Raw genomic sequence first — 22,295 nt, forward strand, 5'->3', positions numbered from 1 at the left:
CGCCCAGAGCTCCCGACGCTGCCCATCCGTCAACCGAACCCGACGACCCATCCCAACCTCGCCTCAACCGCTACAATCCATAGCCGTTGCGATGACCGGTTGAGACCGCCCACACACTCATTTCGGGAGCCCCTGGAACACGGGGTCGGCGTTGCGCCGGTCTGGCTTGAAAGAGCGTGTTCTTCACCTGACACCGGCCTCCACCCGCGCCCGCGCGGTCATGAACGGGCCGACGGGGGCGAGGGGCGGGGCGAACAGGGCAAGGCCGGTGGGCGGCATGTCGAGATAGATCGCCTCCATGCCGCCGTTGCGCCGGTAGGTTTCGTGCCAGAAGCCGACGCCCTGGCCGTCCTTGAGAAAGTCACGCCACCAGGTCTTGTGCGGCGCGCTGCGGGTGAAGCGTTCCAGGCTGTCCATGTCGCGCCAATATTGCCGCATGCCGAAATGGTTGAGGCCGTAGACCAGGTTTTCGTGGGCCAACAGGCCGTCTGGCTTGTGGCGGACGATCTGGTTGAGGTCCGGGCCGATGCCGACCATGGCCTTGAGGCCGCGCCAGCGGTTCAGGCGGATGCCCAGATAGATCACCACCAGGTCGGGATAGGCCGAGAGATCGACCGAGACGCGCGTCATGGCGGTGGAGGCCTGGGATTGCATCACGCCGTCTCCTGATGTTTATGGCGTATACATAGCGACGGGATGTGTACGCTGTCAACATCAAAGGCCCCCTATCACCATGGCGATCTACGCGCGGCCCTGATTGCGGCCGCCGAGACGTTGCTGACCCGGATGGGGCCCTCCGAACTGTCGCTGCGCGGCGTGGCGCGGGAGGCCGGCGTCTCGGCCATGGCGCCCTACCGCCACTTCGCCGACAAGGACGCGTTGCTGGCCGCCGTGGCCGGAGACGGCTTTCGGCAGTTCGAGACGCGGTTGAACCAGGCCACCTCCGCCGCCCCGAACGCCAGGTCCGGATTGATCGCCCAGGGAGTCGCCTATGTGCGGTTCGCCCATGACCAGCCGGCGCTGTTTCGGCTGATGTTCGGGCCGTTGATCACCAAGGCAGTGGCCTTGGAGCATCTCGACCGCGATAGCGCCCCGGCCTTGGACGCGCTGCGCGGCGCGGTCGCCGCCGCCTATCCGCAGGCCGACACGGCGCGGCGAGACGATTTGGTGCTGACCTGCTGGTCGCTGGTGCACGGCCTGGCGGGTCTGATCGTCGACGGCCGGCTGCCGGCTTCGGCGGAGGTCGCCGAAGCCATGGCGGCGCGGGTGCTGCGACTGTTACCGTGAGGGGATCCTCGCCGCTGCGAAACGGGCAAAAGGCTTTACATCGCCTTGGCCGACGCATTCTGCAGTTACTTTCCGGACCGAATGCCCCGTTCCGCTTTCGTGCTATACGTCTCGGCATGACCCTCGAAGACGCCCTGGCCAGATTGCGCGCGGCCAAGCCGCTGTTGGATCGTTACGGCGTCCAGCGGGTCGGCGTGTTCGGCTCGACGGCGCGGGGCGAGGCGGGGCCCGATAGCGACGTCGATGTGCTGGTGGAGTACGGGCCCGCCACGCTTCCGGGCTTTGGCTTCTTCCGGTTGGAGCGGGATCTCGCCGCTCTGTTCGGACGGCCCGTCGATCTGGTCACCCCGGACGGCCTGCATGAACTGATCCAGGCACGGGTGATGGACGAGGCCGTCTTTGCGTGATCCCGCCGACAGTCTCTATCTGTCGCGCATGCTTCAGGCGATCGGGCGTATTCGGCTCTACACACGCGAGACATGGATCAGCCGGCTTTTCTGGCCGATCCCATGGCTTGCGACGCCGTGGCCATGAACCTGCTGGCCATCGGCGAAAACGCTTCCAAGATTTCTACAGCGGTTCGAGCCCTGGCGCCGGACGCCGACTGGCGCGACGCGATCAATCTTCGTCACCGCATCGCCCACGGCTACGATGATCTCAGCTTCTCGGTTCTTTGGTCCATCGTGGTCGTTGAACTCGATCCGCTCGCGGAGGCGGTCGCAAGGATCACCCTCTCGGACGCCTAGTCCCGCCCCAGCCGCCAAGCCGCCGCCAGTCCCACCAGCGCCAGCGGCGCGAACGCCGCGAAGAGCCATAGGCCGTGGGCTTGGCCGCTGGCCGGCGTCACCCCGCCGGCGAACCCCAGCGCATTGGCCAGCGCCCCGGCCGCCGCCGCGCCGGCCGCGCCGCCGATCAGCTGGGTGGTGGGCACGGCGGCCGAGGCCAGGGCCTGTTCGCCCTCCGGCGCGCCGCCGATCACCCGCTTGGCCAGGAAGGCCCAGCAGATCCCGAAGCCCGCGCCCAGGGTGAACATCGACGCCACCACGCCCCAGAGCCCGCCGCGCACCATCTCGACCGCGCCCCAGGCGACGCCGACCGCGATGATCGCCGCGCCCAGGCGGATGGCCAGGCCCTCGTGCTTGGGCTTCAGCCCCGCCACCGCGAACGAGAAGCCCGTCCAGCCGGCGGCGATGGCCCCGATCACATAGCCGCTCAGCAACGGGCTGGCGCCATGCAGCGCCTGGATGAAGGCCGGGCCATAGACCGAGAAGCCCATCGTCGCCGCCTCGCAGAAGAAGATCACCATCAGGCCCAGCCCCGTGGCGGTGGTCAGGTCGCCGGCGGCGCGGGGCAGCAGGCGGTCCTCGGCCCGGCCATTGACCAGCAGCAGGGCCGCCAGGGCCGCCACGCCGAAGAGCGCGCAGAGGCCGGCGGTGAGATGTCCCGGCACGACCCCGGCGGCGGCGATCAGCGACACGCCGACCACCAGCAGGGCCAGCTGGCGTCCGGGGATTCGGCCACCCGTCGGAGCCTTGGGCGCGGCTGGAACCATGACCAGCACCGCGCCGACGAAGATCACGCCCTGCGCCACGAACAGCCAGAACGCCCCGCGCCAGAAGCCCGCCTGCGCGAACAGCCCGCCGCAGAGCGGACCGAGCAGCGTCGCCGCCCCCCAAACCCCGGCGATCGCGCCATAGACGCGGGGCCAAAGGCTCTCGGGGAACATCGCGCTGATCGCCACATAGCACAGCGACACGATCGCCCCCGCGCCCAGGCCCTGAACGAGGCGGCCGGCCACGAAGGTCAAAAAGTCCGGGGCCAGCGCGCCCATGGCGCAGCCGAGGGCGTAGAGCAGGCCGGCCAAGGCGGTGGCGTTGCGCAGTCCCAGGCGGATCGAAAGCTTGCCGGCGCAGGCCCCCGCCAGGATCGAGCCCAGCAGGAAGGCGGCGATCGACCAGCCGAAATATTGGTAGCCGCCGATCTCGCGCGCCACGCTGGGCATGATCGTCACGGTCACCAGGGTGTCGGCGGCGTTCAGCCAGATCCCCAGGCACAGCAGGGCGAAGCGCGGCGCCAGCTCGGCGTTGAGCAGGGCGCGCCAACTGTTCGGCGTGGGCATCAAGGACCTCCAGGGAGGCGCTACATGCCCTCTCGGGATCGCCTAGCCAAGCCTTGGCGGTTGAACCGCACGCCGTGGTCATGCTTGGGTGCAACATTAACCCTTCGAGCGCCCCCCCGCCCATGGCCTATCGCGTCCCGCGCCATCCGCGTGTCGAGCATCGCACGCGCCACCAGAACAGGCTGGCGGGCCTGACGGCGCTCGTCCTGCTCTGGGTCCTGGTGCTGATCATGGCCCTGGTGGCCGATCGCAGCATCGCGCGCCAGCACCTGCCCTGGAAGCCGCTCAGCGTGGTCGATCCGGTGGGCATGGCCACGCGGATCAAGGCGGCGCGGGCGGGCAGCGATCCGGTGATCTGTCGGGCCATCCTGCGCAAGGCCGGCCTGACCTATGCGGACCTGCCGGAAAAGACCGATGGCGGGTTCTGCGTGGTGCGCGACGCCCTGCGCATCGACAGCGGCATGGCGCCCCTGTCACCGACAGATGCGCCCATGGTTTGTAAAGAGGCCCTGGCCCTGTCGATCTGGGAGCGCCAGGTGGTCCAGCCGGCCGCCTATGAGGTGCTGGGCCAGGGTGTAGTGTCGATGGAGCACTACGGCACCTATTCGTGCCGGCGCATGTACGGCAAGGCGGAGGGACCGGTCAGCGAGCACGCCAGCGCCGACGCGATCGACCTGGCAGGCTTCAAGCTCGCCGACGGCCAGACGGTGTACGTGGCCCGCGACTGGAACGATCCCGGGCCCAAGGGGCAGTTCCTGCACCGGGTGCGCGATGGAGCCTGCCGGGTGTTCCTGACCACGCTGAGCCCCGACTACAACGCCCAGCATCACGACCACTTCCACCTCGACATGGCCGGCTGGAACAAGTGCGCCTGAGGCGCCGCCTTACAACGTCTTCGCGACCGCCGTCATCTGATCGGCCGCGATCCCCCAGCCTTCCTTGAACCCCATGGCCTCGTGGGTCTGACGATCCTCGACGGTCCAGTGGCGGGCGGTGGCGGTGTAGCGGGTCGTACCGTCGCCCAGGTCTTCAAACTCGACGATACCGACCATGAAGGGCTTTTGTGACGGAACCCAGGTCGAGGTGAAGGCGTCGGTGAACACGATGCGGCGGTTCTCGACCACCTCCAGATAGACGCCTGGATTGACGACCTCTTCGCCGTTCGGCCCCTTCATGGTGATCACGCTATTGCCCCCGGTGCGAACGTCCATTTCGGCGTGCGACACGACCCAGGGCGGCGGGCAGAACCACTTGGGCAGCAGTTCCGCCGTCGTCCAGCATTTGAAAAGCTTGTCGGCAGGGACGTCGATGACGCGGGTCAGCACGAGTTCGCGGTCGCTGGCGTTGTCGGTGGTCATGACGCTCTCCAGGGATTTTTAGTGTTGTGCCCGAAGGACGGCCGGCGCGTCTCGGCTCCGACATCGGAGGCGGCAAATTTCGTCGATGCTTGACCGGTGGGCTGGCCTAGGGCCAATCTATGGGCAATTCAAACGATCGTTTTGAAAGCCCTGGGAGCCATCGCCATGACCACCCTCTTCGACCTGACCGGCAAGGTGGCGATCATCACCGGCAGCTCACGCGGCATTGGCAAGGCCATCGCCGAGCGGATGGCCGAGCATGGCGCCAAGGTGGTGATCTCGTCGCGCAAGGCCGGGCCTTGTGACGAGGTGGCCGCGGCGCTCAACAACAGGCATGGCGCGGGAACCGCTATCGCCGTGCCCGCCAACATCGCGGCCAAGGAAGACCTGCAGCGGCTGGTCGACGAGACCCGCGCGGCGTTCGGCAAGATTGACATCTGCGTCTGCAACGCCGCGTCCAATCCCTATTACGGTCCGCTGGCCGGGATCGCCGACGACCAGTTCCGCAAGATCCTCGACAACAACATCATCAGCAATCACTGGCTGATCTCGATGGTCGCCCCGGAGATGCGTGAGCGCAAGGACGGCGCGGTGATCATCATCAGCTCGATCGGCGGCCTGCGCGGCAACGCCATCATCGGCGCCTACAATATCAGCAAGGCCGCAGACTTTCAGCTGGCCCGCAACCTGGCGCACGAGTTTGGGCCCGACAATGTGCGGGTCAATTGCATCGCGCCGGGCCTGATCAAGACCGACTTCGCCAAGGCCCTGTGGGACGATCCGGCCACCCTGGAGCGCGCGACCAAGGGCGTGCCGCTGCGCCGGATCGGCGAGCCCGACGAGATCGCCGGCGCGGCCGTCTACCTGGCCTCGAAAGCGGGAACCTTCATGACCGGCCAGGCCCTGGTGGTGGACGGCGGCGCGACCATCTAGAGGTCCCCGACAACACCACCGGACACTTCACCAAGCGGGTTCAACGCCCGCCGACGCGCATCGTTTTGCTCCGAATCAGATCGGCGTAGCCCGGCTTCGGCCAGGCCTGAGCGTCGCCCTTCACGTCGATACGCGGGCTGACACGCAACCATCGTCGCCCGCCAGGCATTTGGCAGGCGAACTTGGCTGTTAGGGAACACTGACATGAGCGGCGTAGGCTTTATTGGCGCGATTATCATCGGCATCTTCGCCGGCTGGATCGCCGAACAGATCATGGGCCGCAGTCACGGACTGATCACCAACTTGATCGTTGGCCTGGTGGGCGCGCTGATCGGCGCGTTCCTGGCCAGCATGTTCAACATTCACTTCATGGGCTGGATTGGCAGCCTGGTCGTCTCGACCATCGGGGCGATCGTGCTGCTGTTCATCCTCGGCCTGTTTAGCGGCCGGCGCCGGATCTAGCTTCCAAGAGTGTCATCCCGGACAAGCGTTCAGCGCGCCGATCCGGGATGACAACCGTCTGATATTCTAGCTTGCCCGGGCGGCGACCGCAGCCGCGTCGTCCAGCACTTCGCGCCGCAGCCGCTGGGCGGTATTGCCCAGCAGGAAGCCGGGGATGTCGGCCATGGGCATGGGCCGGCCAAACAGATAGCCCTGGAAGTGGTCGCAACGCATGTCCTCGAGGATCAACGCCTGCTCGGCGGTCTCGACGCCTTCGGCGGTGACTTCCAGGTTCAGCGTGCGGCCCAGCAGGGTGATGGTGCGCAGGATGTCGGTGATGGCCGGATTTTCGGACATCTCGGCGATGAAGGTCCGGTCGATCTTGATCTTGTCGAACGGGAACCGCCATAGATAGGCCAGGCTGGAATAGCCGGTGCCGAAGTCGTCCATGGCGATGCGCACGCCCAGGGCCTTCAGCGCCGTCAGCTGCTCCACGGTGCCGGCGGTATCGGAGAGCAGCAGGCCCTCGGTGATCTCCAGCTCCAGGCGCGACGGCGCCAGGCCTGACGTGCCCAGGGCGTGGCGCACTTGGTCGACGAGGTCGCCGGTGGCGAACTGGTTGGGCGACAGGTTGACCGCCACCTTCAGGTGGTCGGGCCACGAGGTGGCTTGGGCGCAGGCCTCGTTCAGCACCCATTCGCCGATCTTGCAGATCAGTCCCCATTGCTCGGCGCATTCGATGAAGTCGTCGGGGCCCACCACGCCGCGGCGCGGGTGTTGCCAGCGCAGCAAGGCCTCGAAGCCGGTGGTCTCGTGTTCCTTGGCGCCGATCAGCGGTTGGAAGAACAGCTTGAGCTCGCCGTTCTTCAAGGCCGCGCGGAGGTCGATCTCGAGCGACCGGCGTTCCTGGGCCCAGATGTCCATATTGGCCTCGAAGAAGCGATAGGCGCCGCGACCGTCGCCCTTTGCGCGGTAGAGGGCCAGGTCCGCGTTCTTCAGCAGGGTGTCGGGGTCGCTGGCGTCGGCCGGGGCGATGGCGATGCCGACGCTGGCGCCGATCGACACATGGTGCTCGTGCAGTTCGAAGGCCTCGGCCAGGGTGTCGACGACGGCCTGGGCCAAGGCGCCGAGCGCGGCGGGGTCGAGGTTGTCGCGCACCACCACGGCGAACTCGTCGCCGCCCAGGCGGGTGACGATCCCCATGTCGCCCACGCAGGCGCGGAGGCGGGCGGCCGCTTCGACCAGCAAGGCGTCGCCGATCGGGTGGCCCAGGCTGTCATTGACGCCCTTGAAGTGGTCGAGGTCGAGACACAGCACGGCGCAGCCGGTGGTCTCGCCGTCGGCGCTCCAGGCTCCGCCCAGAGCCTGCAGGAACGACAGGCGGTTGGGCAGGCCGGTCAGAACGTCGTAATGGGCCAGGCGGCGGATGCGCTCCTGGTCCTTGCGGGCCTGGGTGACGTCGGCGCCGACGCCGCGAAAGCCGGTGAAGAGCCCGTCCACATCGTGGATCGGCTTTGCGGTCAGCGACCACCAGTGGATCGCGCCATCGACCACGATGGTCATCGACACGTCGCGGAAACCCTTCTGGTCGGTCAGCAGACCCGACAGGGTGGCGGCCAGGCCGTCCGGCACCTCGGCCAGCTCTGCGCCCAAGCTTCCGACATTGCGGCCGATCAGCGAGTCGCGCGTCACGCCGGCCGCCTCGGCCATGCGCTCGGACACATAGGTCAGGTCGCCGGTGGCGTCGATTTCCCACAGCCAGTCGTTGGAGCCTTCCTCGAAGTCGCTGAGCAACAGGCTGACGACCTGTTTCTGGCGTTCCAGTTCCTCGCTGGTGACGAACCGCTCGACGAACACCTTGGCGTGCAACAGGCAGGAGGTGGCCACGACCAGGTAGCAAAAGATTAGCAGGCCCGCCAAGGCCAGCAGGATGGGCTGGCCGCTGGTCAGCAGCACGAACAGCGAGCCGACCACCAGCGGCGTCGTATAGGCCAGGGCGGCCATCGGCAGGGTCAGTAGGGCGAAGGCGCCGCAACCGATCATCCCGGCCATCAGGGCCACGATCAGCATGCTCATGTGGATGCCGGCGGTGTCGTCGAAGGCGAACATCGGCAGCAGGCCCCACAGGCAACCCAGCAGGCCCGCTTGCAGCGCCACGCGCCGCGCGCCTCGGGCCGACACGGTGTTCTTGCCGCCCTTGCGGCGTTGAGCCGCGGTCCAGCCGCGCAGGCCCAGCAGGGCGTAGCCGATGACCACGGCGGTCCAGAGGATCAGGGCGTTACGGTGGTAGCCGCCAAAGCCAGCCACGCAGACCAGAATGGCGTTGACGATATTGGCGCTCATCATGACCGGCGTCAGGCGCAGGATGCTCTGAAGTTGCTCCATGCGAACGCGGCCGGCGATAGCCTCGGGGACCGGTGGAATCAGTCGCGACACCAGGCGGCCGGGTCCTCCGAGGACCATCGAGGTGAGAGTGGTCATGCGCAATGTGCGGCCCCGAGATCCGGAATGCCCCCCATCCCGTGCCGGCAGCCTACTGATGGTCTCTGAAGCCCCGGTTAATCGTGCCGTGACCATTGGACGCATGAAAAAGGCCGCCACCCCGGAGGGCGGCGGCCTTCTTGATCGTCTGCTCCGGAATGCTCCGGGAACCGACTATTCTTCCTTGACGCGACGCTTGCGGAACGACGGGTTCAGCACCTGCTTGCGCAGGCGGATGTTCTTGGGCGTCACTTCCACCAGCTCGTCTTCCTCGATGTAGGCGATGGCCTGCTCGAGGGTCATGCGGCGCGGCGGGGTCAGGCGGACGGCTTCATCCTTGCCCGAGGCGCGGATGTTGTTCAGTTGCTTGGCCTTCATCGGGTTGACGTCCATGTCATCACCCCGGGCGTTTTCGCCGATGATCATGCCCAGATAGGTCTTCTCGCCGGCGCCCACGAACATGACGCCGCGATCTTCCAGGTTCCACAGCGCGAAGGCGGCGGTTTCCCCGTCCGAGTTGGAGATCAGCACGCCCTTGCGCTGTTGGTCGAGCGGGCCCTTGTAGGGCTCATAATGGCTAAACACGCGGTTCAGCACGCCCGAACCGCGGGTGTCGGTCAGGAACTCGCCCTGATAGCCGATCAGCGAACGCGACGGGGCGATCAGCGAGATGCGGGTCTTGCCGGCGCCGGACGGACCCATGTCCTTCAGCTCGGCTTTGCGCTGCGACAGCTTCTCGATGACGATGCCCGAGAACTCGTCGTCGACGTCGATCATGACGTCTTCCATCGGTTCCAGGCGCTTACCGGTTTCCGGGTCGATCTGGTACACCACGCGCGGACGGCTGATCGACACTTCGAAGCCTTCGCGACGCATGTTCTCGATCAGCACGCCCAGTTGCAGTTCGCCGCGGCCGGCCACCTCATAGGCGTCGCCCTCGGTGGACTCGGTGACCTTGATGGCCACGTTGGATTCGGCTTCCCGCAGCAGGCGGTCGCGGATGACGCGGCTTTGGACCTTGTCGCCTTCCTTGCCGGCCAGCGGGCTGTCATTGACCGAGACGCTCATCGAGATGGTCGGCGGATCGATCGGCTGGGCGGGCAGGGCCTCGGTGACGTCCAGGGCGCACAGGGTGTCGGCCACCGTGGCCTTCGACATGCCGGCGATGGCGATGATGTCGCCCGCTTCGGCTTCGTCAACCGGCTGGCGCCTGAGGCCGCGGAAGGCCAGCACCTTGGTGATGCGGCCGCGCTCGACTTCCTTGCCGTCACGGTCCAGGGCGTGGATGGCCATGCCGGGAACGGCCTTGCCGCTCTCGATGCGGCCGGTCAGCAGGCGGCCCAGGAACGGGTCGGCTTCGATCAGCACGTTCAGGATCTGAAACGGCGCGTCGACCTTGGCGATCTGCTTGGGTTCCGGCACGTGGCGGACGATCAGGTCGAACAGCGGGGCCAGGTTATCGTTGGGGACGTTCAGGTCCATCGTCGCCCAGCCGGCGCGGCCCGAGGCGTAGATGTGCGGGAAGTCCAGCTGCTCGTCCGTCGCGCCGATGGCGGCGAACAGGTCGAACGCGGCGTTGTGGACCTTGTCCGGATCGGCGTGAGCGCGGTCGACCTTGTTGATGCAGAGGATCGGGCGCAGGCCCATCTTCAGCGCCTTGGTCAGCACGAACTTGGTTTGCGGCATGACGCCTTCCTCGGCGTCGACCAGCAGGACGCAGCCGTCCACCATGCCCAGGATGCGTTCGACTTCGCCGCCGAAGTCGGCGTGGCCGGGGGTGTCGATGATGTTGATGCGGGTTTCCCCGGCTTCACCGTTCCACAGGACGCTGGTGCACTTGGCCAGAATCGTAATGCCGCGTTCGCGCTCCTGGTCATTGGAGTCCATGGCGCGTTCGGTCGTCGCCTCATTGGCGCGGAACACGCCAGACTGGGCGAGAAGCTGATCGACGAGAGTGGTCTTGCCATGATCGACGTGCGCGATGATGGCGATGTTTCGCATGGACATGGAGAAGGCGGGCTTTCGGGGAGAAGAGAAGTGGTTTGACGCTGTGCGCGTCAGGCGCGCGGCTTTTACGCGACTGCGCGACGTTTATCCACCCCACCTCTGCGCAAGGCTTTGACGTGGAAACCGGTGTCAGCCGCAAACCCCTTAATTTTATGGGGTTTGCGAAAGTTACGAGCGGATGTCGTTTCTCTCGCAACCAATTGTGCACTGCAGCATTGCGCCGAAATATGGCGAAGCTTGGCGATCGGCGTCCGCTAAACCTTATGTTACAAAGGATTTCTAAGCTTTAGTGCGACAAAAAGTGACAGCGTTGCCGAACATTTTGCTTGATGCATTTCGCACCGCACCCTATAAGCAACCTGTGAGGCGGCCTCGCCGCCTCTGCCCTTCCTGGGCGTTTCCTCCCTAATGAACTGCCCGGCTTTCGAGCCGGGCTTTTTTTTGGTCTGTGCCCTGGGCGGCTAAAAACCCTCTCTCTTTGAGTGAGGGAGGGGTCCGCCGCCCCAGGCGGTGGGAGGGTGAGAGGTTTCACGGCCAACCGGAAAAGCTCGATCCCTTTATTTGATCAACCGGTGCCGGGCGCGGGATCTCAAGGCAGTCCCAGTATCCATACGCCGGCGCGGGTAGGCGCGTTGTGCAAGGCATCCAGGCGGTGCCTTGGTCTGAGAGGGTGTAACCTCTCACCCTCCCATCGCTGCGCGATGGGCCTCTCTCTCTCTCTCTCTCTCTCTCTCTCTAAGAGAGAGGATTTCAGAGCAACTCAGCCCAATCCGTCGCGGCCAACTGCCGGGTCACCGTCTCGATGTCCGCCTTCAGGCCCGCCAGACCCTCGGTCGGCTCGCGCGTGGTCTCGTTCATATAGAGCGCGCGATTGATCTCGACCTGGATGGCGTGGGTGCGTCGGGCGGGGCGGCCGTAGTGCTCGGTGGTATAGCCGCCGGCATAGGGCGCGTTGCGGGCGACGCGATAGCCCAGCGTCTCCAGCGCCCTTTCAATCAGCCCGGTCATCTTGGGCGAGCAGGCCGCGCCGAAGCGATCGCCCAGCACGATGTCGCAAGGGCCGCCGCCGCGCGCCCGGTGGCCGCGCGCCGCCGCCGCCGGCATGGAGTGCCAATCGACCAGCACCGCCAGGCCGTGGGTGTTGCGCGCCTGGGCCAGCAGGCGATCCAGCGCGTCGTGATAGGGGCGGTGGGCGGTGTCGATCCTGAGCTTGGCCTCGATGAAGGTGAGCTTGCGGGCATAGATCGGGCGGCCTTCGCCGGCCACCCGGGCAATCGTCCCCAGTCCGGCCGCCACCCGCGCCGTGCGGCCTTGGGCGAAGTCGGGCAGTTCGTCCTCGAACATCGCGGGATCCAATTCCCAGGCGTCGCGGTTGCAATCGACATAGGCCCGCGCCAGCCGGGCCCGGATCACATTGGCCCCCAGGGCCGGCGCGCCGCCGATCAGGTCATCGACGAAAGCGTCCTCGGAGCCGCGCAACTCGCGAGCCTCCAGCCGGGCGGCGGCCATCATCTCGGGCGGATAGAGCTTTCCCGAGTGGGGCGAGGCGAAGACCAGGGGCGTCGGCGGCGGCAGACCCTCGGGCGCGGCGCGCAACACTTCGAAGGCCGGCGAAAAGCCATGCTCCGCCGTCGCCGGCGTTTTCGAAGCGATCTGCTCCCATGCGGTCATGGACTTATTGTCGCGGCCCTGCGCGCCGGGGTCAAACGACAAGGCCGCAGCGTTATAGAGACAGGACCGGCCGCCCAGGCTTTAACTGTGGACGGTCGGCGGTAATTCATTCGCGATTTACCGTCCTTCTCTAGATTCCTCCTTTCCAATCCCGACGTTCGCCCGGAAACTGACCGCATGGCCCGCATCCTCCTCGCCGAAGACGATGACTCCCTTCGCGGCTTCCTGGCCCGCGCCCTGGAGCGGGCTGGCTTCGAGGTCCAGGCCTGCGCCGACGGCGAAGAGGCGGTCCAGCACCTGGACACCCCCTGGGACCTGTTGCTGACCGACATCGTCATGCCCGGCATGGACGGCATAGAGGTGGCCCGCCAGGCCGCCGCTCGTGATCCGTCCCTGCGCATCATGTTCATCACCGGCTTCGCCGCCGTGGCCCTCTCGGCGCAGGACCGCGCACCCGCCGGCGCCAAGGTCCTGTCCAAGCCCGTGCACCTGCGCGACCTGGTCTCCGAAGTCGAAAAGATGATGGCCGCCTAAAATTTTCCCAGGCGGCAAGTAAGGCGGCTTGCGCGATCCAGAAGCCGCCGCTATACCCCCACACCTTCCCGCCCGGGACGCTTTTAGAGCGCTCCAGGGCCGCTTTGGCGGACGCGTAGCTCAGCGGGAGAGCACCTCGTTGACATCGAGGGGGTCACAGGTTCAATCCCTGTCGCGTCCACCATCTCCTCCCAAGATTGCGTTGTTGTCGGGCCTTGCGTGCACGGACGAATCTGCTCGGCCGCGAATGGTTCCGCAGCAGGCGCACTTTAAATCTCTGACCGTTGGCGTAACCATTTCCGGTCTGGTGCTTTAGCATTCTGCCGTCTGCAGCGCTTCTTTTGCGCGAAACTCAGGGAATTTGGCGTTTTCACGTGTTGAAGCGGCGTCAAAATCTAGAGTTCACGGCGCGGGGATCAAGAATTCAGTCTCTGATTTCGCCGGTTCGGTTCAAGGTCGGCGGGAGTTGCAGGCTGCAAAGTCGCAATCTCGACGAAATAGAGGCCGTTGTGGCGGATCGGCCACACCTATTTCCTGACTTGGCGCGTTTGTCGTCTTGAAGCTGCTCCTGTCGGCTTCAAGACATTCATCTAGAGGGTTCACATCATGAAAATCCGGTTGCTGGCAGGTGTCGCGACGCTTGCGCTCTGCGCCGCGTCAGGCGCCTCCGCCCAAAGTGCATTGAGCGGATGGTACGTCGCCGGCGACGTCGGGTACCACATGACCGACGGCGTCAAGGCGACTTCGTCGGTCAACGCCACAGACGGCCAACCTTACAAATGGACGTTCTCGGCCGACGACGACTGGGCGGGCTTTGGCCGCATCGGTTATCGCTTTACCCCCAACTGGCGGGTCGAAGGCGAATACGGCTATCGCAGCGGCGACATCTCCGGCGTCAAGGGTTCGGCCGGTCGTCCTCAGCCGATCGGTCTGTGCACCGCCGGCCCGATCCGCACCGTGGCCAACCCGACCTGCGGCGAACCGAACGGCGAGCTGAAGGCCACCACCCTGATGGCCAACGTCATCTATGACTTCATGCCCGACTCCAGCTTCCACCCCTTCATCGGGGCGGGCGTCGGTACGGCCTGGGTTCATAACAAGGTCTATGGCCAGCAAGCTGGCCGGGCCGTCACGCCCGTCACCACCGCGCAAATCCAGAACACCAGCTTCGACGACGTCGACCAGGCCCTGGCCTATCAAGGCCTGCTGGGCGTCGCCTGGGACTTCGCTCCGAACTGGTCCCTGGACCTGACGGGTCGCTACCTGGAGACCGACGACCTGCAATGGGGTTCGGTGACCTCGAACGTCAGCCCCGTGGCTGGTGGTTCGGTGACCGATGTCGGCACCTTCAGCGGCAAGTACAAGGACACCTCGATCACCCTGGGCGTCCGTTACACCTTCGGCTCGCCGCCGCCGCCCCCGCCGCCCCCGCCGCCCCCGCCCCCCCCGCCCCCGCCTGAAATGCCGGCTCCCCCGCCGCCGCCGCCTCCGGCTGCTGCGTACGAAGCCAGGGAGTTCGTGGTCTACTTCCCGTTCGATCAGTACGTGCTGACGCCGGAAGCCCAGGCCGTGATCAGCCAGGCGGCTGACTATGCCAAGGGCGGCAACGCCACGAAGATCACCGTGGTTGGCCATACCGACACCTCGGGTTCGCCGAAGTACAACGCCAAGCTTTCCGAACGCCGGGCCAAGGCCGTGGCTGACGGTCTGGTCGGCGCCGGCGTCGCGGCCACCACCCTGGCCGTCGACTGGAAGGGCGAAAGCGCTCCCGCCGTCGCCACCGGCGATGGTGTGAAGGAACCGCTGAACCGCCGTTCCACGATCTCGATCAACTTCTAAAGATCGCGATCAGGACTAAAGTCGAGGGCCCGGCGGCGACGCCGGGCCCTTTTCTTTGGTCGATCGTCAGGGGCTTTGGCGTTCGCCAACGCCCTGTCGCGATGAAAATCGGGCCGGCTCGATGAGCGCCGACAGGGGGCGAGGCAGGGGCGAGGGCACGTCGAGAATCCGGGCGACCAGATGTTCGGCCAACAAAGGCGCCAGGCAGAAGCCGCGCCCACCCAGGCCGCCCATGACCCAAAGCCCCGTCGGCGCGTCCGGAACCGCGCCAGCCAGGGGCAGATGGTCGGCGGTGGTGGCCCGGACGGCCGCGCGCCCCTCGAACGTCGCTGGATCCAGCCTGGCCGCCAGCTTCGGCAAGCCCTTGAAAAGGGCCTCCAGGTTTCGGGCGTGATCGACGGCGCGAATCTCGGTTCCAAGGTCGTCACGATCATGGGTGGCGCCAAACAGCACGCCTTCGCGGGTCGGCGTCGCGTAGCCTCCAAAGGCTACGGGGTCTGGGGCGGTGGCTGGGGCTGGGGCCGGGCCGGTTGTCCAACTGGTCTGACCGCGAATGGGCCGCAGCGGCGCGTCGGGCCATAGCCGGGCCTGCCCGGCGCCTCCGGCCAGGACCACCGCGTCCACTTGCGCCAGGCAACGGTCGTCGACGTCGAACAACCGCCAGGTCGCGTTGTCATGGTCGATGCGAGCGACCAAGGTTGCGGTCAGCGCGCCACGCCAGGCGTCCAGCACGCGGGCCGGCTCCACCACCAGGGCGCTGGTCATCAGCAAGCCGCCCGGCGCGGGCTCGCCCAGGCGCGCGGTGACGGCGTCGGCGTCCAACAAGGCCATGGCGCCAGGCTCGAACAGGTCCTGCTCGGACACGACGGCGTGGCGAGCCTCATCGCGCGGGGCGGCGGGCAGTTTCAGCACCCCGCGGGCGATCACGGCCTCGGGCAGGGTTTCGTACAGCGCCACGGCGCGGGCAAAGGCCTGGGCCGGCAGGGCGGCGCGTAGGCCGCCGCCGGCGTCTACGGCGGGGGTGACCAAGGCGGCGGGATTGCCCGAGGCCGGCGCATGGCCGTCGTCAAACAGGCAGACCTCCAGGCCCTCGGCGCGGCCCGCGCGGGCCAAGGCCGCTCCGGCGATCCCGCCGCCGATCACCGCCAGGCGGCGAGGGCGGGGGGCCGCGACCGGCCCGCCCGGCAGGCTGGCCTCCAGTCGCTCTTTCTTGCGTCCGAAGCCCGGGCGTTTATCGACTTGGAACCCAGCGGCGGCCAGGCCGCGCCGCACCGCGCCGGCCACGGAGAAGGTGGCGGCCCGCGCGCCGGACGCCGATCGTGCGGCGACGGCCGCCATGATCTCCTCGCGCCACATGGCGGGGTTGAGGGCGGGCGAAAAGCCGTCGAGGAACCAGGCGTCGGCCGCGCCGTCCCAGGTCGCCAGCGCCTGTTCGACATCCATGATCGCCAGGTCGAAAGTGGCGTCGAAGCCGGGCAGGTCGACGCGGTGGAAACCGCGCGCCACGCCGGGCCAATGGTCGAGCAGCACCTGGGCCGCTTCGCCCAGCTCCGGCCAGACCGCCAGGGCCCGGGCCGCCTCGTCGCGGGTGATCGGGTGGGCCTCGACCGAGAAGATGTGGAGGCGCTGGCCCGCCACTTTTTCCCGCCGCCACAGGTCCAGCAGGGCGGCGATGTTCAGCCCGGTGCCAAAGCCCAGCTCGCCGACCGTGAAGTGATCGCGTCCCACCCAGGCGGCTGGCAAGCCGCATCCCTCGAGGAACACCGCCCGGGTCTCGGCCAGCCCGTCGGCGCTGGAGAAGTAGACGTCGCCGTACAGCGCTGACAGCGGCATGCCGTCGTCGCGCCAGACGAGCGGAGAGTCGGGGGAGGGCGCGGGCTCGCTCATGCCTGCCTTATAGCGAGAGCGGCCCATAGAAGAAGGGCCGCCCTCGCGGACGGCCCTTCCGAAAGCCTTGAAAGGCTTAGGCTTAGTGAGCGGCCGGCGCTTCGGTCTTCTTCTCGACAGTGGTCGTGGTGGTGGTCGTGCCGGCGGCCGGCGCTTCGGCGGCGGTGGTGGCGTCGACGGCCCCAGCCGGAGCGGCGGCGGCGTCGGCGGCGGCCTTGTTGGCGTCGGCGGCGGCGCCGGAGGCGGTCGCGGCGGCGTCGGTGGCGGTGCTGGCCGAGGCGGCGGCGCTTTGAGCCGCGGCGGTCGAGGCGTCGGCGGCCTCTTCCTTCTTGCCGCAGGCGGCGAGCGACAGGGCCGAGACGGCCATGCCGGCGATCAGGATGGTGCGGAGAACCTTGGTGGTCATGGGGCTTCCCTTGCGACTGCTGTGTTCGCTGACGCGGCCTTGGGGCCGCGTCCTGTGATCACAGAACATCAGTTCGAACGCAGGGGCAAGCAGAGAATTCACGGATCCGTGATCGCTGCGTGATCGTCATGTGCGCCCGTTATCAGGCTTCGGCGGGAATGGCCTGCAGCGCGGTCTCCAGCTCCAGGAAGCTCGGCTGCGAGGGGGTCGGAACATTACCACGGCCGATCTCGACGCTGATCTGGGCGGCGTTGCCGTGCAGATGGGCCACCAGGACGGCCTGGATGATCTTGTAGAACGAGCCTTCCTCATCGACCACAGCCGTCAGGCGCGTGGCGAATGGGCCGACCATGCCATAGGCCAGGAAGACGCCGAGGAAGGTGCCGACCAGAGCGCCGCCGATCATCGCGCCCAGCACGGCGGGCGGTTCGGTGATCGAGCCCATGGTCTTGATGACGCCCAGCACGGCGGCGACGATGCCCAGGGCAGGCAAGGCGTCGGCCAGGCTTTGCAGGGCGTGGGCCGGGGCCAGGCCCTCGTGGTGATGCTTCTCGAGTTGCTTCTCCATCGCGTCCTCGACCTGGTGGGGATCTTCCAGGTTCATGGTCATCATCCGCAGGGTGTCGCAGATGAAATCGACGGCGAAGTGGTCCTTGGTGATCTTCGGATAGCGCTGGAAGATCGTGCTGTCGCCCGGCTTTTCGATGTGGCTTTCCAAGGCGATGACGCCCTTGGACTTCATGGTCTTGGTCAGCAGGAACAGCAGGCTCAGCAGGTCGCTATAGTCGCTGGTCTTCCACTTGGGGCCTTTGAAGATCTTGCCGAAGCCGCCGCCGGTGGCCTTGATCACCGTCATCGAGTTCGAGATCAGGAACGAGGCGATGCCCGCGCCGAGAATACACATCAGCTCGTGGGGGGCGGCCTCGATGATAACGTCCATCTTGCCGCCAGACATGATGAAGCTGCCGAACACGAGGCCAAACAGCAGGACGATGCCGATGATCTGGAACATGACGAAGAGAGCCCTGGGTAACTTGCGCCCGGATCATCGCCGTCAATGCTTAATCCAAGGTGAGCGTGAGGCGCGCTCCCAGAAGGGCATGTTGCGCCTTTCGCCACACCCGCCTAACAAGTGTTTGACGGCCGATGGAGCCAAAGCCGGTTCAACGGCGTCCTCCCGCGTCGCTTGGGAGGGAGAGCATGACGCAGTCCGGTCCGGACCCGCAGGCGAACGCCAGCCTGGATGAGCGGGCCAAGGGCAGGGCCTTCGCCATCCTGTTCGCCGTGCTGCTGTCCAGCGCCGCCGGCAACACCGCCCTGCAGACCGTGCTGCCGGCCATTGGCCGCGAGGTGGGCATTCCGGACGTGCTGATCAGCTCGATCTTCTCGCTGTCGGCCCTGCTGTGGGGCGTGATGTCGCCGGTCTGGGCGCGAATGTCCGACAAGCGGGGGCGCAAGCCGATGGTCGTGCTGGGCATGGCCGGTTTCGCGATCTCGATGCTGGGCTTTGGCTTCTTCATCTTCATGGGCCTGAAGGGCCTGATGGTCCCGCTGGCGGTGTTCGCGGGCGCGGCCCTGTCGCGGGCGATCTTCGGCCTGGTCGGCTCGGCCTCGAACCCCGCGGCCCAGGCCTATGTCGCCGACCGCACCGCGCCGGCCGACCGCACCAACGCCCTGGCCACCATGGCCTCGGCCAGCGGGCTGGGGACGATCCTCGGTCCGGCCGTGGCGCCGTTCCTGGTCTTTCCGCTGGTGACGCTGGCCGGGCCGATGTTCTCGTTCGCCCTGATCGCGGTGATCGTGCTGGTGCTGGTCGTGCGCGGCCTGCCAGAGAAGCCGGAGGAGATCCCCGACCGGGAAGGCACCGCCGACCACAAGCCCCGCGCCCGGGTGCGCTGGAACGACCGGAGGATCATGCCCTTCATCATCTTCGGCTTTCTCCTGGCCAGCGCCCAGACCGTGAACCAACAGACCCTGGGCTTCATGGTCATCGACAAGCTGCAGATCTCGCCGGCCAAGGCCGCCGCCTTCGCGGGCGTGGCGATGATGGCCGGCGCGGTGGCCAGCCTGCTCGCCCAATGGGGCCTGATCCGCATGCTGCGCCTGAAGCCTCGCCAACTGCTGTGGGTGGGCGCCGGCTGCGCGGCCGTGGGCAATCTGATCGTCGCCTTCTCGCCCGACTACCATACCCTCGTGGTGGCTTTCGCGCTGTGCAGCCTGGGCTATGGCTTCGCGCGGCCGGGCTTCACCGCCGGCGCCTCGCTGTCGGTGGGGCACGAGGAGCAGGGGGCGGTGGCCGGGGCCATCAGCGCCATCAACGGGGCTTCGGTGATCATCGCCCCGGTGCTGGGCGTGGCGCTCTACAAGTGGGCCCATCCGTCGCCCTACCTGCTGAACCTGGCGATCCTGTCGGGCCTGGTCGCCTACGCTCTGATCGACCCGATCATGCGCAAGGTCGGCGACGCCGAGCAGGCCCAGGAGCGCCGCGACGAAAGCCAGGTCATCGACGCCAGCTCAATCGACGCGACGGGGCCGCACTGAGGCCTACGCCGCGCTCGCTTCGAGCGTGAAGTCAACGTGAACCGCGTCATAGGGAAAGATCACGCCGCCGCCGGCAGCGCTCTCTATGACGCCCGCTGCGATCAAGGCCCGCACGTCGCCATGTACCGCCTTGACGTCACGCCCGACGCGGCGAGCGACCTCGCGGATCGATATAGCGCCCTGAGCCATCATGGCTCGCAGGATCTCCCAGCGTTTTCGGGTCAAGGTGCTCCAAAGAAGGTCGGTTGAGGCGAACGAAATTCGCGCGCCTTGGGGCTTGCCCTCGAACGCCCCCAGGGCGCGTCGGTTGACGTCTTCGCGCAAGCCGATGGAAAGGGTCACGGTGTTCATTGGGGCCTCCACGCATCGACCGCGTTCCAGAAGTCAGCCAGAAGGTGCTCTGGAGACCTGAAGGCGTAGACCTGTTCACGCTCTCCTTCGTGCCTGTGATCGCCCTTGCCGGCCTCGTTGTCATAGCGATGCGCGCAGACGCCACTGACCACGTAGACCAGCGCGTGTTGGAAATCGTGCATCGACCCGGGCGCCGGTCGGCTTACACGTTAAATCCGCATCTCCACAAAAGCGGCGCCAGCAAGCAGGTGACGTTCGCGAAGGAGCAACTCCGCCTTCATGTTGGACTTTATGCCAACAGTTCGGCCTGTTGTCGATTACTCCAACGGATGCTTAGCCAATCCCCGCCTGGGCCTTCAGCCGCGCCACCATGTCGGACGACAGGTAGCCGTCGGCCGGCAGGCGGCGGTCCTGTTGCCAGGCGCGCAGGGCCTTGCGGGTGCCGGCCCCGATCACGCCGTCGGCTGGGCCGGGGTCGAAGCCCAGGCGGGAGAGGGCGATCTGGGCGGCCATCCGGTCGGCCAGCGAGAGCGGCGTCTCGACCGGCCAGGATGCAACCAGCGGCCCGCCGCCGGCGAAGCGGTCGGCCAGCAGGCCGATCCCCAGGGCGTAGGACGTCGAGTTGTTGTAGGTGCGGATCGCGAAATGGTTGGGCAGGGCCAGGAAGGCCGGACCCGCCGCCCCGGCCGGCAGGATCAGGCCGGCGGGCGAGGCGGCGTCGGCGGCCGTCCAGGGCAGGCCATCGGCGCGCCGCACGCCCAGCGCTTCCCACCAGGACGGGATTTCGCGCGGCCCCTCGGCCAGGCTGTAGTCGAAGCCAGCGGGCAGGATGACTTCCTTGGCCCAGCCGACGCCGGGCTTCCAGCCGCCCTTCTTTAGCAGGTTGGCGGCCGAGGCCAGGCTGTCGCTGTCGCTGCCCCAGATGTCGCGATGACCGTCACCGTCGTTGTCGACGGCGGTGGTCAGGTAGTTGGACGGCAGGAACTGGGTCTGGCCCATGGCCCCGGCCCACGAGCCGCGCAGCTGGGCGCGGGTGGCCTCGCCTGAATCGATGATCTTCAGGGCGGCGATCAACTCGCCCTCGGCCCAGGTCCGGCGGCGCCCGTCGGCGGCCAGGCTGGCCATCGAGCGCACGACGTCGAAACTGCCCTGCAGCTTGCCAAACGCCGACTCCATGGCCCAGACGGCCAGCAGGATGTCGCGCGGCACGCCGTAGCGGCTCTCCACGCCCGGCAGGAAGGTCAGGGTTTCGCGCTTGCCCTGGCCCACGGCCACGCGGTCGTCGCTAATCACGCCTTTGATATAGTCGCCGACCGGCTTGGAGAATTCCGGCTGCCTGCCATCCAGCGACACCACCTTGGGATCGGGCGTCACGCCGTTCAGTTCGCGGTCGAGCAGGGCCTGGCTCAGGCCGGCGGCCAAGGCCCTCTGCTTGAAGGCGGCCAGCCAGGCGTCGAAATTGATGTCGCCGCCCGCCGTCACCGGCTTCGGCGCGGGCGGCATGGGGGCGGGGCCAAGCGGCGTCGGTGCGGCGGTCGAAGGCGACAACGGAGCGTTGGTCGAGGTGTCGGCGCAACCCGCCAACAGCAGAACGAGAAAAACGCGTCTATCCATGACGGCAGGCTAACGGGGTTTGTACCAAGGCCGCAATCACAAGGGCGACAGAGCGGTGAAGGTTGCGGCCTGCCGCGTTCGATCTGCGGCGTTTTCGGCCTGGAACGCCAGGATCGTCCAGGTGACGCCTGCCAGTCGGTTGGCCGGCTGGATGGAGTCCTGCGTCTCGTGGACCAGGATCCGAAGGTCTGCGGCCTGGGCCAAGGCGATGGTCTCGGTGGCCGCAACCGCGAACATTCGGCGACCGGGAGGGACGGGGCCATGGCGCAACGAGAGGATCAGCACGCCGCGCTCCGCCAAGAGGGCCGAGAGGTTCGGCATGGCCCTCCGCCTCTCGTCTTCGTCCAGATGCATCCAGACCGCCGATAGCAGGACGAGGTCGAACGTCTCGCCGCGCGCCAGAACGGCCGACAGATCCGGCAGGCTGTCGTCCAGCCATGTGATGGCGGGATGATCGTGGCGGGCGATCGCGCCGGCCAGCAAGGCCGGCGTCGGTTCCACGGCCAGCACGGTGTGTCCCAGGTTCGCGAAGTCGGCGGCGTCGCGACCGCTTCCAGCCCCGATGTCGAGGATCCTGCCGGGCGGGGCGGGGTGGACGCTGAGCACCGCGGCGTGCTTGTCGGCGAAGGCGACATTTTCCGAGCGTTCGAAGAACGCCGCGACGTCCTGGTCGTAGCCCTGGGTTCCGGCGACCCTGGTCATGTCATCGCGCTTCCTTGAGTGACCTGATACCTATGGCGCGCATTGACTCCGCTGCCTGTGCTGCTTATACGCCTGCCCTCCGAAACACCCCGGATGTTCCTTTCGCCAGCATGGCGGTCGCGAA

The 22,295-nt window shown here is 67.1% G+C and carries 22 protein-coding genes and 1 tRNA gene; 10 read left to right on the plus strand and 13 right to left on the minus strand.

Annotation, left to right across the window (positions count from 1 at the left end; all coding sequences use genetic code 11):
- Nucleotides 1-183: 183 nt before the first annotated feature.
- Nucleotides 184-654: a DUF4188 domain-containing protein gene (locus ACP696_RS19580; RefSeq protein WP_426015165.1), complete on the minus strand. Its 471-nt coding sequence runs from the start codon at nt 652-654 to the stop codon at nt 184-186.
- A 42-nt stretch (nt 655-696) separates the two neighbouring features.
- Here ACP696_RS19580 and ACP696_RS19585 point away from each other — a divergent pair, with 42 nt between their 5' ends.
- The 3 genes from ACP696_RS19585 to ACP696_RS19595 all read left to right on the plus strand — a co-directional run bounded on the left by ACP696_RS19585 (nt 697) and on the right by ACP696_RS19595 (nt 2,033).
- Nucleotides 697-1,287 (plus strand): TetR/AcrR family transcriptional regulator, encoded by a 591-nt coding sequence (locus ACP696_RS19585; protein ID WP_426044205.1) that lies wholly within the window; start codon nt 697-699, stop codon nt 1,285-1,287.
- A 116-nt stretch (nt 1,288-1,403) separates the two neighbouring features.
- On the plus strand, nt 1,404-1,694 hold the full coding sequence (locus ACP696_RS19590; RefSeq protein ID WP_426044206.1) for a nucleotidyltransferase family protein: 291 nt from the start codon (nt 1,404-1,406) through the stop codon (nt 1,692-1,694).
- Nucleotides 1,695-1,766: 72 nt separating this feature from the next.
- Nucleotides 1,767-2,033, plus strand: a complete 267-nt coding sequence (locus tag ACP696_RS19595; protein WP_426044207.1) for a DUF86 domain-containing protein — start codon at nt 1,767-1,769, stop codon at nt 2,031-2,033.
- Here ACP696_RS19595 and ACP696_RS19600 read toward each other — a convergent pair.
- On the minus strand, nt 2,030-3,406 hold the full coding sequence (locus ACP696_RS19600) for an MFS transporter (protein WP_426044208.1): 1,377 nt from the start codon (nt 3,404-3,406) through the stop codon (nt 2,030-2,032). The genes ACP696_RS19595 and ACP696_RS19600 overlap by 4 nt on opposite strands.
- Before the next feature lie 122 nt (nt 3,407-3,528).
- On the opposite strand from ACP696_RS19600, the gene ACP696_RS19605 reads away from it, so the two are divergent.
- Entirely contained in the window at nt 3,529-4,281 is a 753-nt protein-coding gene (locus ACP696_RS19605) for an extensin family protein (protein ID WP_426015156.1), read from the plus strand.
- A 9-nt stretch (nt 4,282-4,290) separates the two neighbouring features.
- Here the strand turns inward: ACP696_RS19605 and ACP696_RS19610 are convergent, their stop codons facing one another.
- On the minus strand, nt 4,291-4,764 hold the full coding sequence (locus ACP696_RS19610; protein ID WP_426015154.1) for an SRPBCC family protein: 474 nt from the start codon (nt 4,762-4,764) through the stop codon (nt 4,291-4,293).
- Between the two features lie 165 nt (nt 4,765-4,929).
- Between ACP696_RS19610 and ACP696_RS19615 the strand changes: the two genes are divergently transcribed.
- Both ACP696_RS19615 and ACP696_RS19620 read left to right on the plus strand, forming a co-directional pair.
- Complete coding sequence (locus tag ACP696_RS19615) at nt 4,930-5,697, plus strand: SDR family oxidoreductase (protein WP_426015153.1); 768 nt, start codon at nt 4,930-4,932, stop codon at nt 5,695-5,697.
- Nucleotides 5,698-5,901: 204 nt separating this feature from the next.
- Nucleotides 5,902-6,159, plus strand: a complete 258-nt coding sequence (locus ACP696_RS19620) for a GlsB/YeaQ/YmgE family stress response membrane protein (RefSeq protein ID WP_426044209.1) — start codon at nt 5,902-5,904, stop codon at nt 6,157-6,159.
- A gap of 66 nt (nt 6,160-6,225) precedes the next feature.
- On the opposite strand, the gene ACP696_RS19625 is transcribed toward ACP696_RS19620, so the two are convergent.
- The 3 genes from ACP696_RS19625 to ACP696_RS19635 form a co-directional block, all read right to left on the minus strand.
- On the minus strand, nt 6,226-8,619 hold the full coding sequence (locus tag ACP696_RS19625; RefSeq protein ID WP_426044210.1) for a putative bifunctional diguanylate cyclase/phosphodiesterase: 2,394 nt from the start codon (nt 8,617-8,619) through the stop codon (nt 6,226-6,228).
- Between the two features lie 174 nt (nt 8,620-8,793).
- Nucleotides 8,794-10,626 (minus strand): translational GTPase TypA, encoded by a 1,833-nt coding sequence (gene typA / locus ACP696_RS19630; protein WP_426015147.1) that lies wholly within the window; start codon nt 10,624-10,626, stop codon nt 8,794-8,796.
- 750 nt (nt 10,627-11,376) lie between these two features.
- A complete protein-coding gene (locus tag ACP696_RS19635) occupies nt 11,377-12,297 on the minus strand; it encodes an N-formylglutamate amidohydrolase (RefSeq protein WP_426031858.1) in 921 nt (306 codons plus the stop codon).
- Nucleotides 12,298-12,474: 177 nt separating this feature from the next.
- Between ACP696_RS19635 and cpdR the strand changes: the two genes are divergently transcribed.
- From cpdR to ACP696_RS19650, 3 genes are all read left to right on the plus strand, one after another.
- Nucleotides 12,475-12,831 carry a cell cycle two-component system response regulator CpdR gene (cpdR, locus tag ACP696_RS19640; RefSeq protein ID WP_426015143.1) on the plus strand — a complete coding sequence of 119 codons (357 nt, stop codon included), beginning with the start codon at nt 12,475-12,477 and terminating at the stop codon, nt 12,829-12,831.
- A gap of 109 nt (nt 12,832-12,940) precedes the next feature.
- Nucleotides 12,941-13,015 (plus strand) — tRNA-Val (locus ACP696_RS19645).
- A 422-nt stretch (nt 13,016-13,437) separates the two neighbouring features.
- Complete coding sequence (locus tag ACP696_RS19650) at nt 13,438-14,670, plus strand: OmpA family protein (protein WP_426015142.1); 1,233 nt, start codon at nt 13,438-13,440, stop codon at nt 14,668-14,670.
- Between the two features lie 66 nt (nt 14,671-14,736).
- On the opposite strand, the gene mnmD is transcribed toward ACP696_RS19650, so the two are convergent.
- The 3 genes from mnmD to motA all read right to left on the minus strand — a co-directional run bounded on the left by mnmD (nt 14,737) and on the right by motA (nt 17,975).
- Nucleotides 14,737-16,557: a tRNA (5-methylaminomethyl-2-thiouridine)(34)-methyltransferase MnmD gene (mnmD, locus tag ACP696_RS19655; protein WP_426044211.1), complete on the minus strand. Its 1,821-nt coding sequence runs from the start codon at nt 16,555-16,557 to the stop codon at nt 14,737-14,739.
- Between the two features lie 82 nt (nt 16,558-16,639).
- On the minus strand, nt 16,640-16,963 hold the full coding sequence (locus ACP696_RS19660; RefSeq protein ID WP_426032875.1) for a hypothetical protein: 324 nt from the start codon (nt 16,961-16,963) through the stop codon (nt 16,640-16,642).
- A 142-nt stretch (nt 16,964-17,105) separates the two neighbouring features.
- On the minus strand, nt 17,106-17,975 hold the full coding sequence (motA, locus tag ACP696_RS19665; RefSeq protein ID WP_426015137.1) for a flagellar motor stator protein MotA: 870 nt from the start codon (nt 17,973-17,975) through the stop codon (nt 17,106-17,108).
- 188 nt (nt 17,976-18,163) lie between these two features.
- Between motA and ACP696_RS19670 the strand changes: the two genes are divergently transcribed.
- Entirely contained in the window at nt 18,164-19,504 is a 1,341-nt protein-coding gene (locus ACP696_RS19670; protein ID WP_426044212.1) for an MFS transporter, read from the plus strand.
- Between the two features lie 3 nt (nt 19,505-19,507).
- Here ACP696_RS19670 and ACP696_RS19675 read toward each other — a convergent pair whose 3' ends face one another.
- The 4 genes from ACP696_RS19675 to ACP696_RS19690 form a co-directional block, all read right to left on the minus strand.
- Nucleotides 19,508-19,855, minus strand: coding sequence for a winged helix-turn-helix transcriptional regulator (locus ACP696_RS19675; protein WP_426044213.1), 348 nt, complete (start codon nt 19,853-19,855; stop codon nt 19,508-19,510).
- Entirely contained in the window at nt 19,852-20,037 is a 186-nt protein-coding gene (locus ACP696_RS19680) for a toxin-antitoxin system TumE family protein (RefSeq protein ID WP_426044214.1), read from the minus strand. Before ACP696_RS19680 ends, ACP696_RS19675 begins: the two co-directional genes overlap by 4 nt.
- A 151-nt stretch (nt 20,038-20,188) precedes the next feature.
- On the minus strand, nt 20,189-21,469 hold the full coding sequence (locus ACP696_RS19685; RefSeq protein WP_426044215.1) for a lytic murein transglycosylase: 1,281 nt from the start codon (nt 21,467-21,469) through the stop codon (nt 20,189-20,191).
- 36 nt (nt 21,470-21,505) lie between these two features.
- A complete protein-coding gene (locus tag ACP696_RS19690) occupies nt 21,506-22,171 on the minus strand; it encodes a class I SAM-dependent methyltransferase (RefSeq protein ID WP_426015129.1) in 666 nt (221 codons plus the stop codon).
- Nucleotides 22,172-22,295 lie beyond the last annotated feature (124 nt).

Source organism: Caulobacter sp. DWR3-1-2 (assembly GCF_049896225.1).
Classification (GTDB): Bacteria; Pseudomonadota; Alphaproteobacteria; order Caulobacterales; family Caulobacteraceae; genus Caulobacter.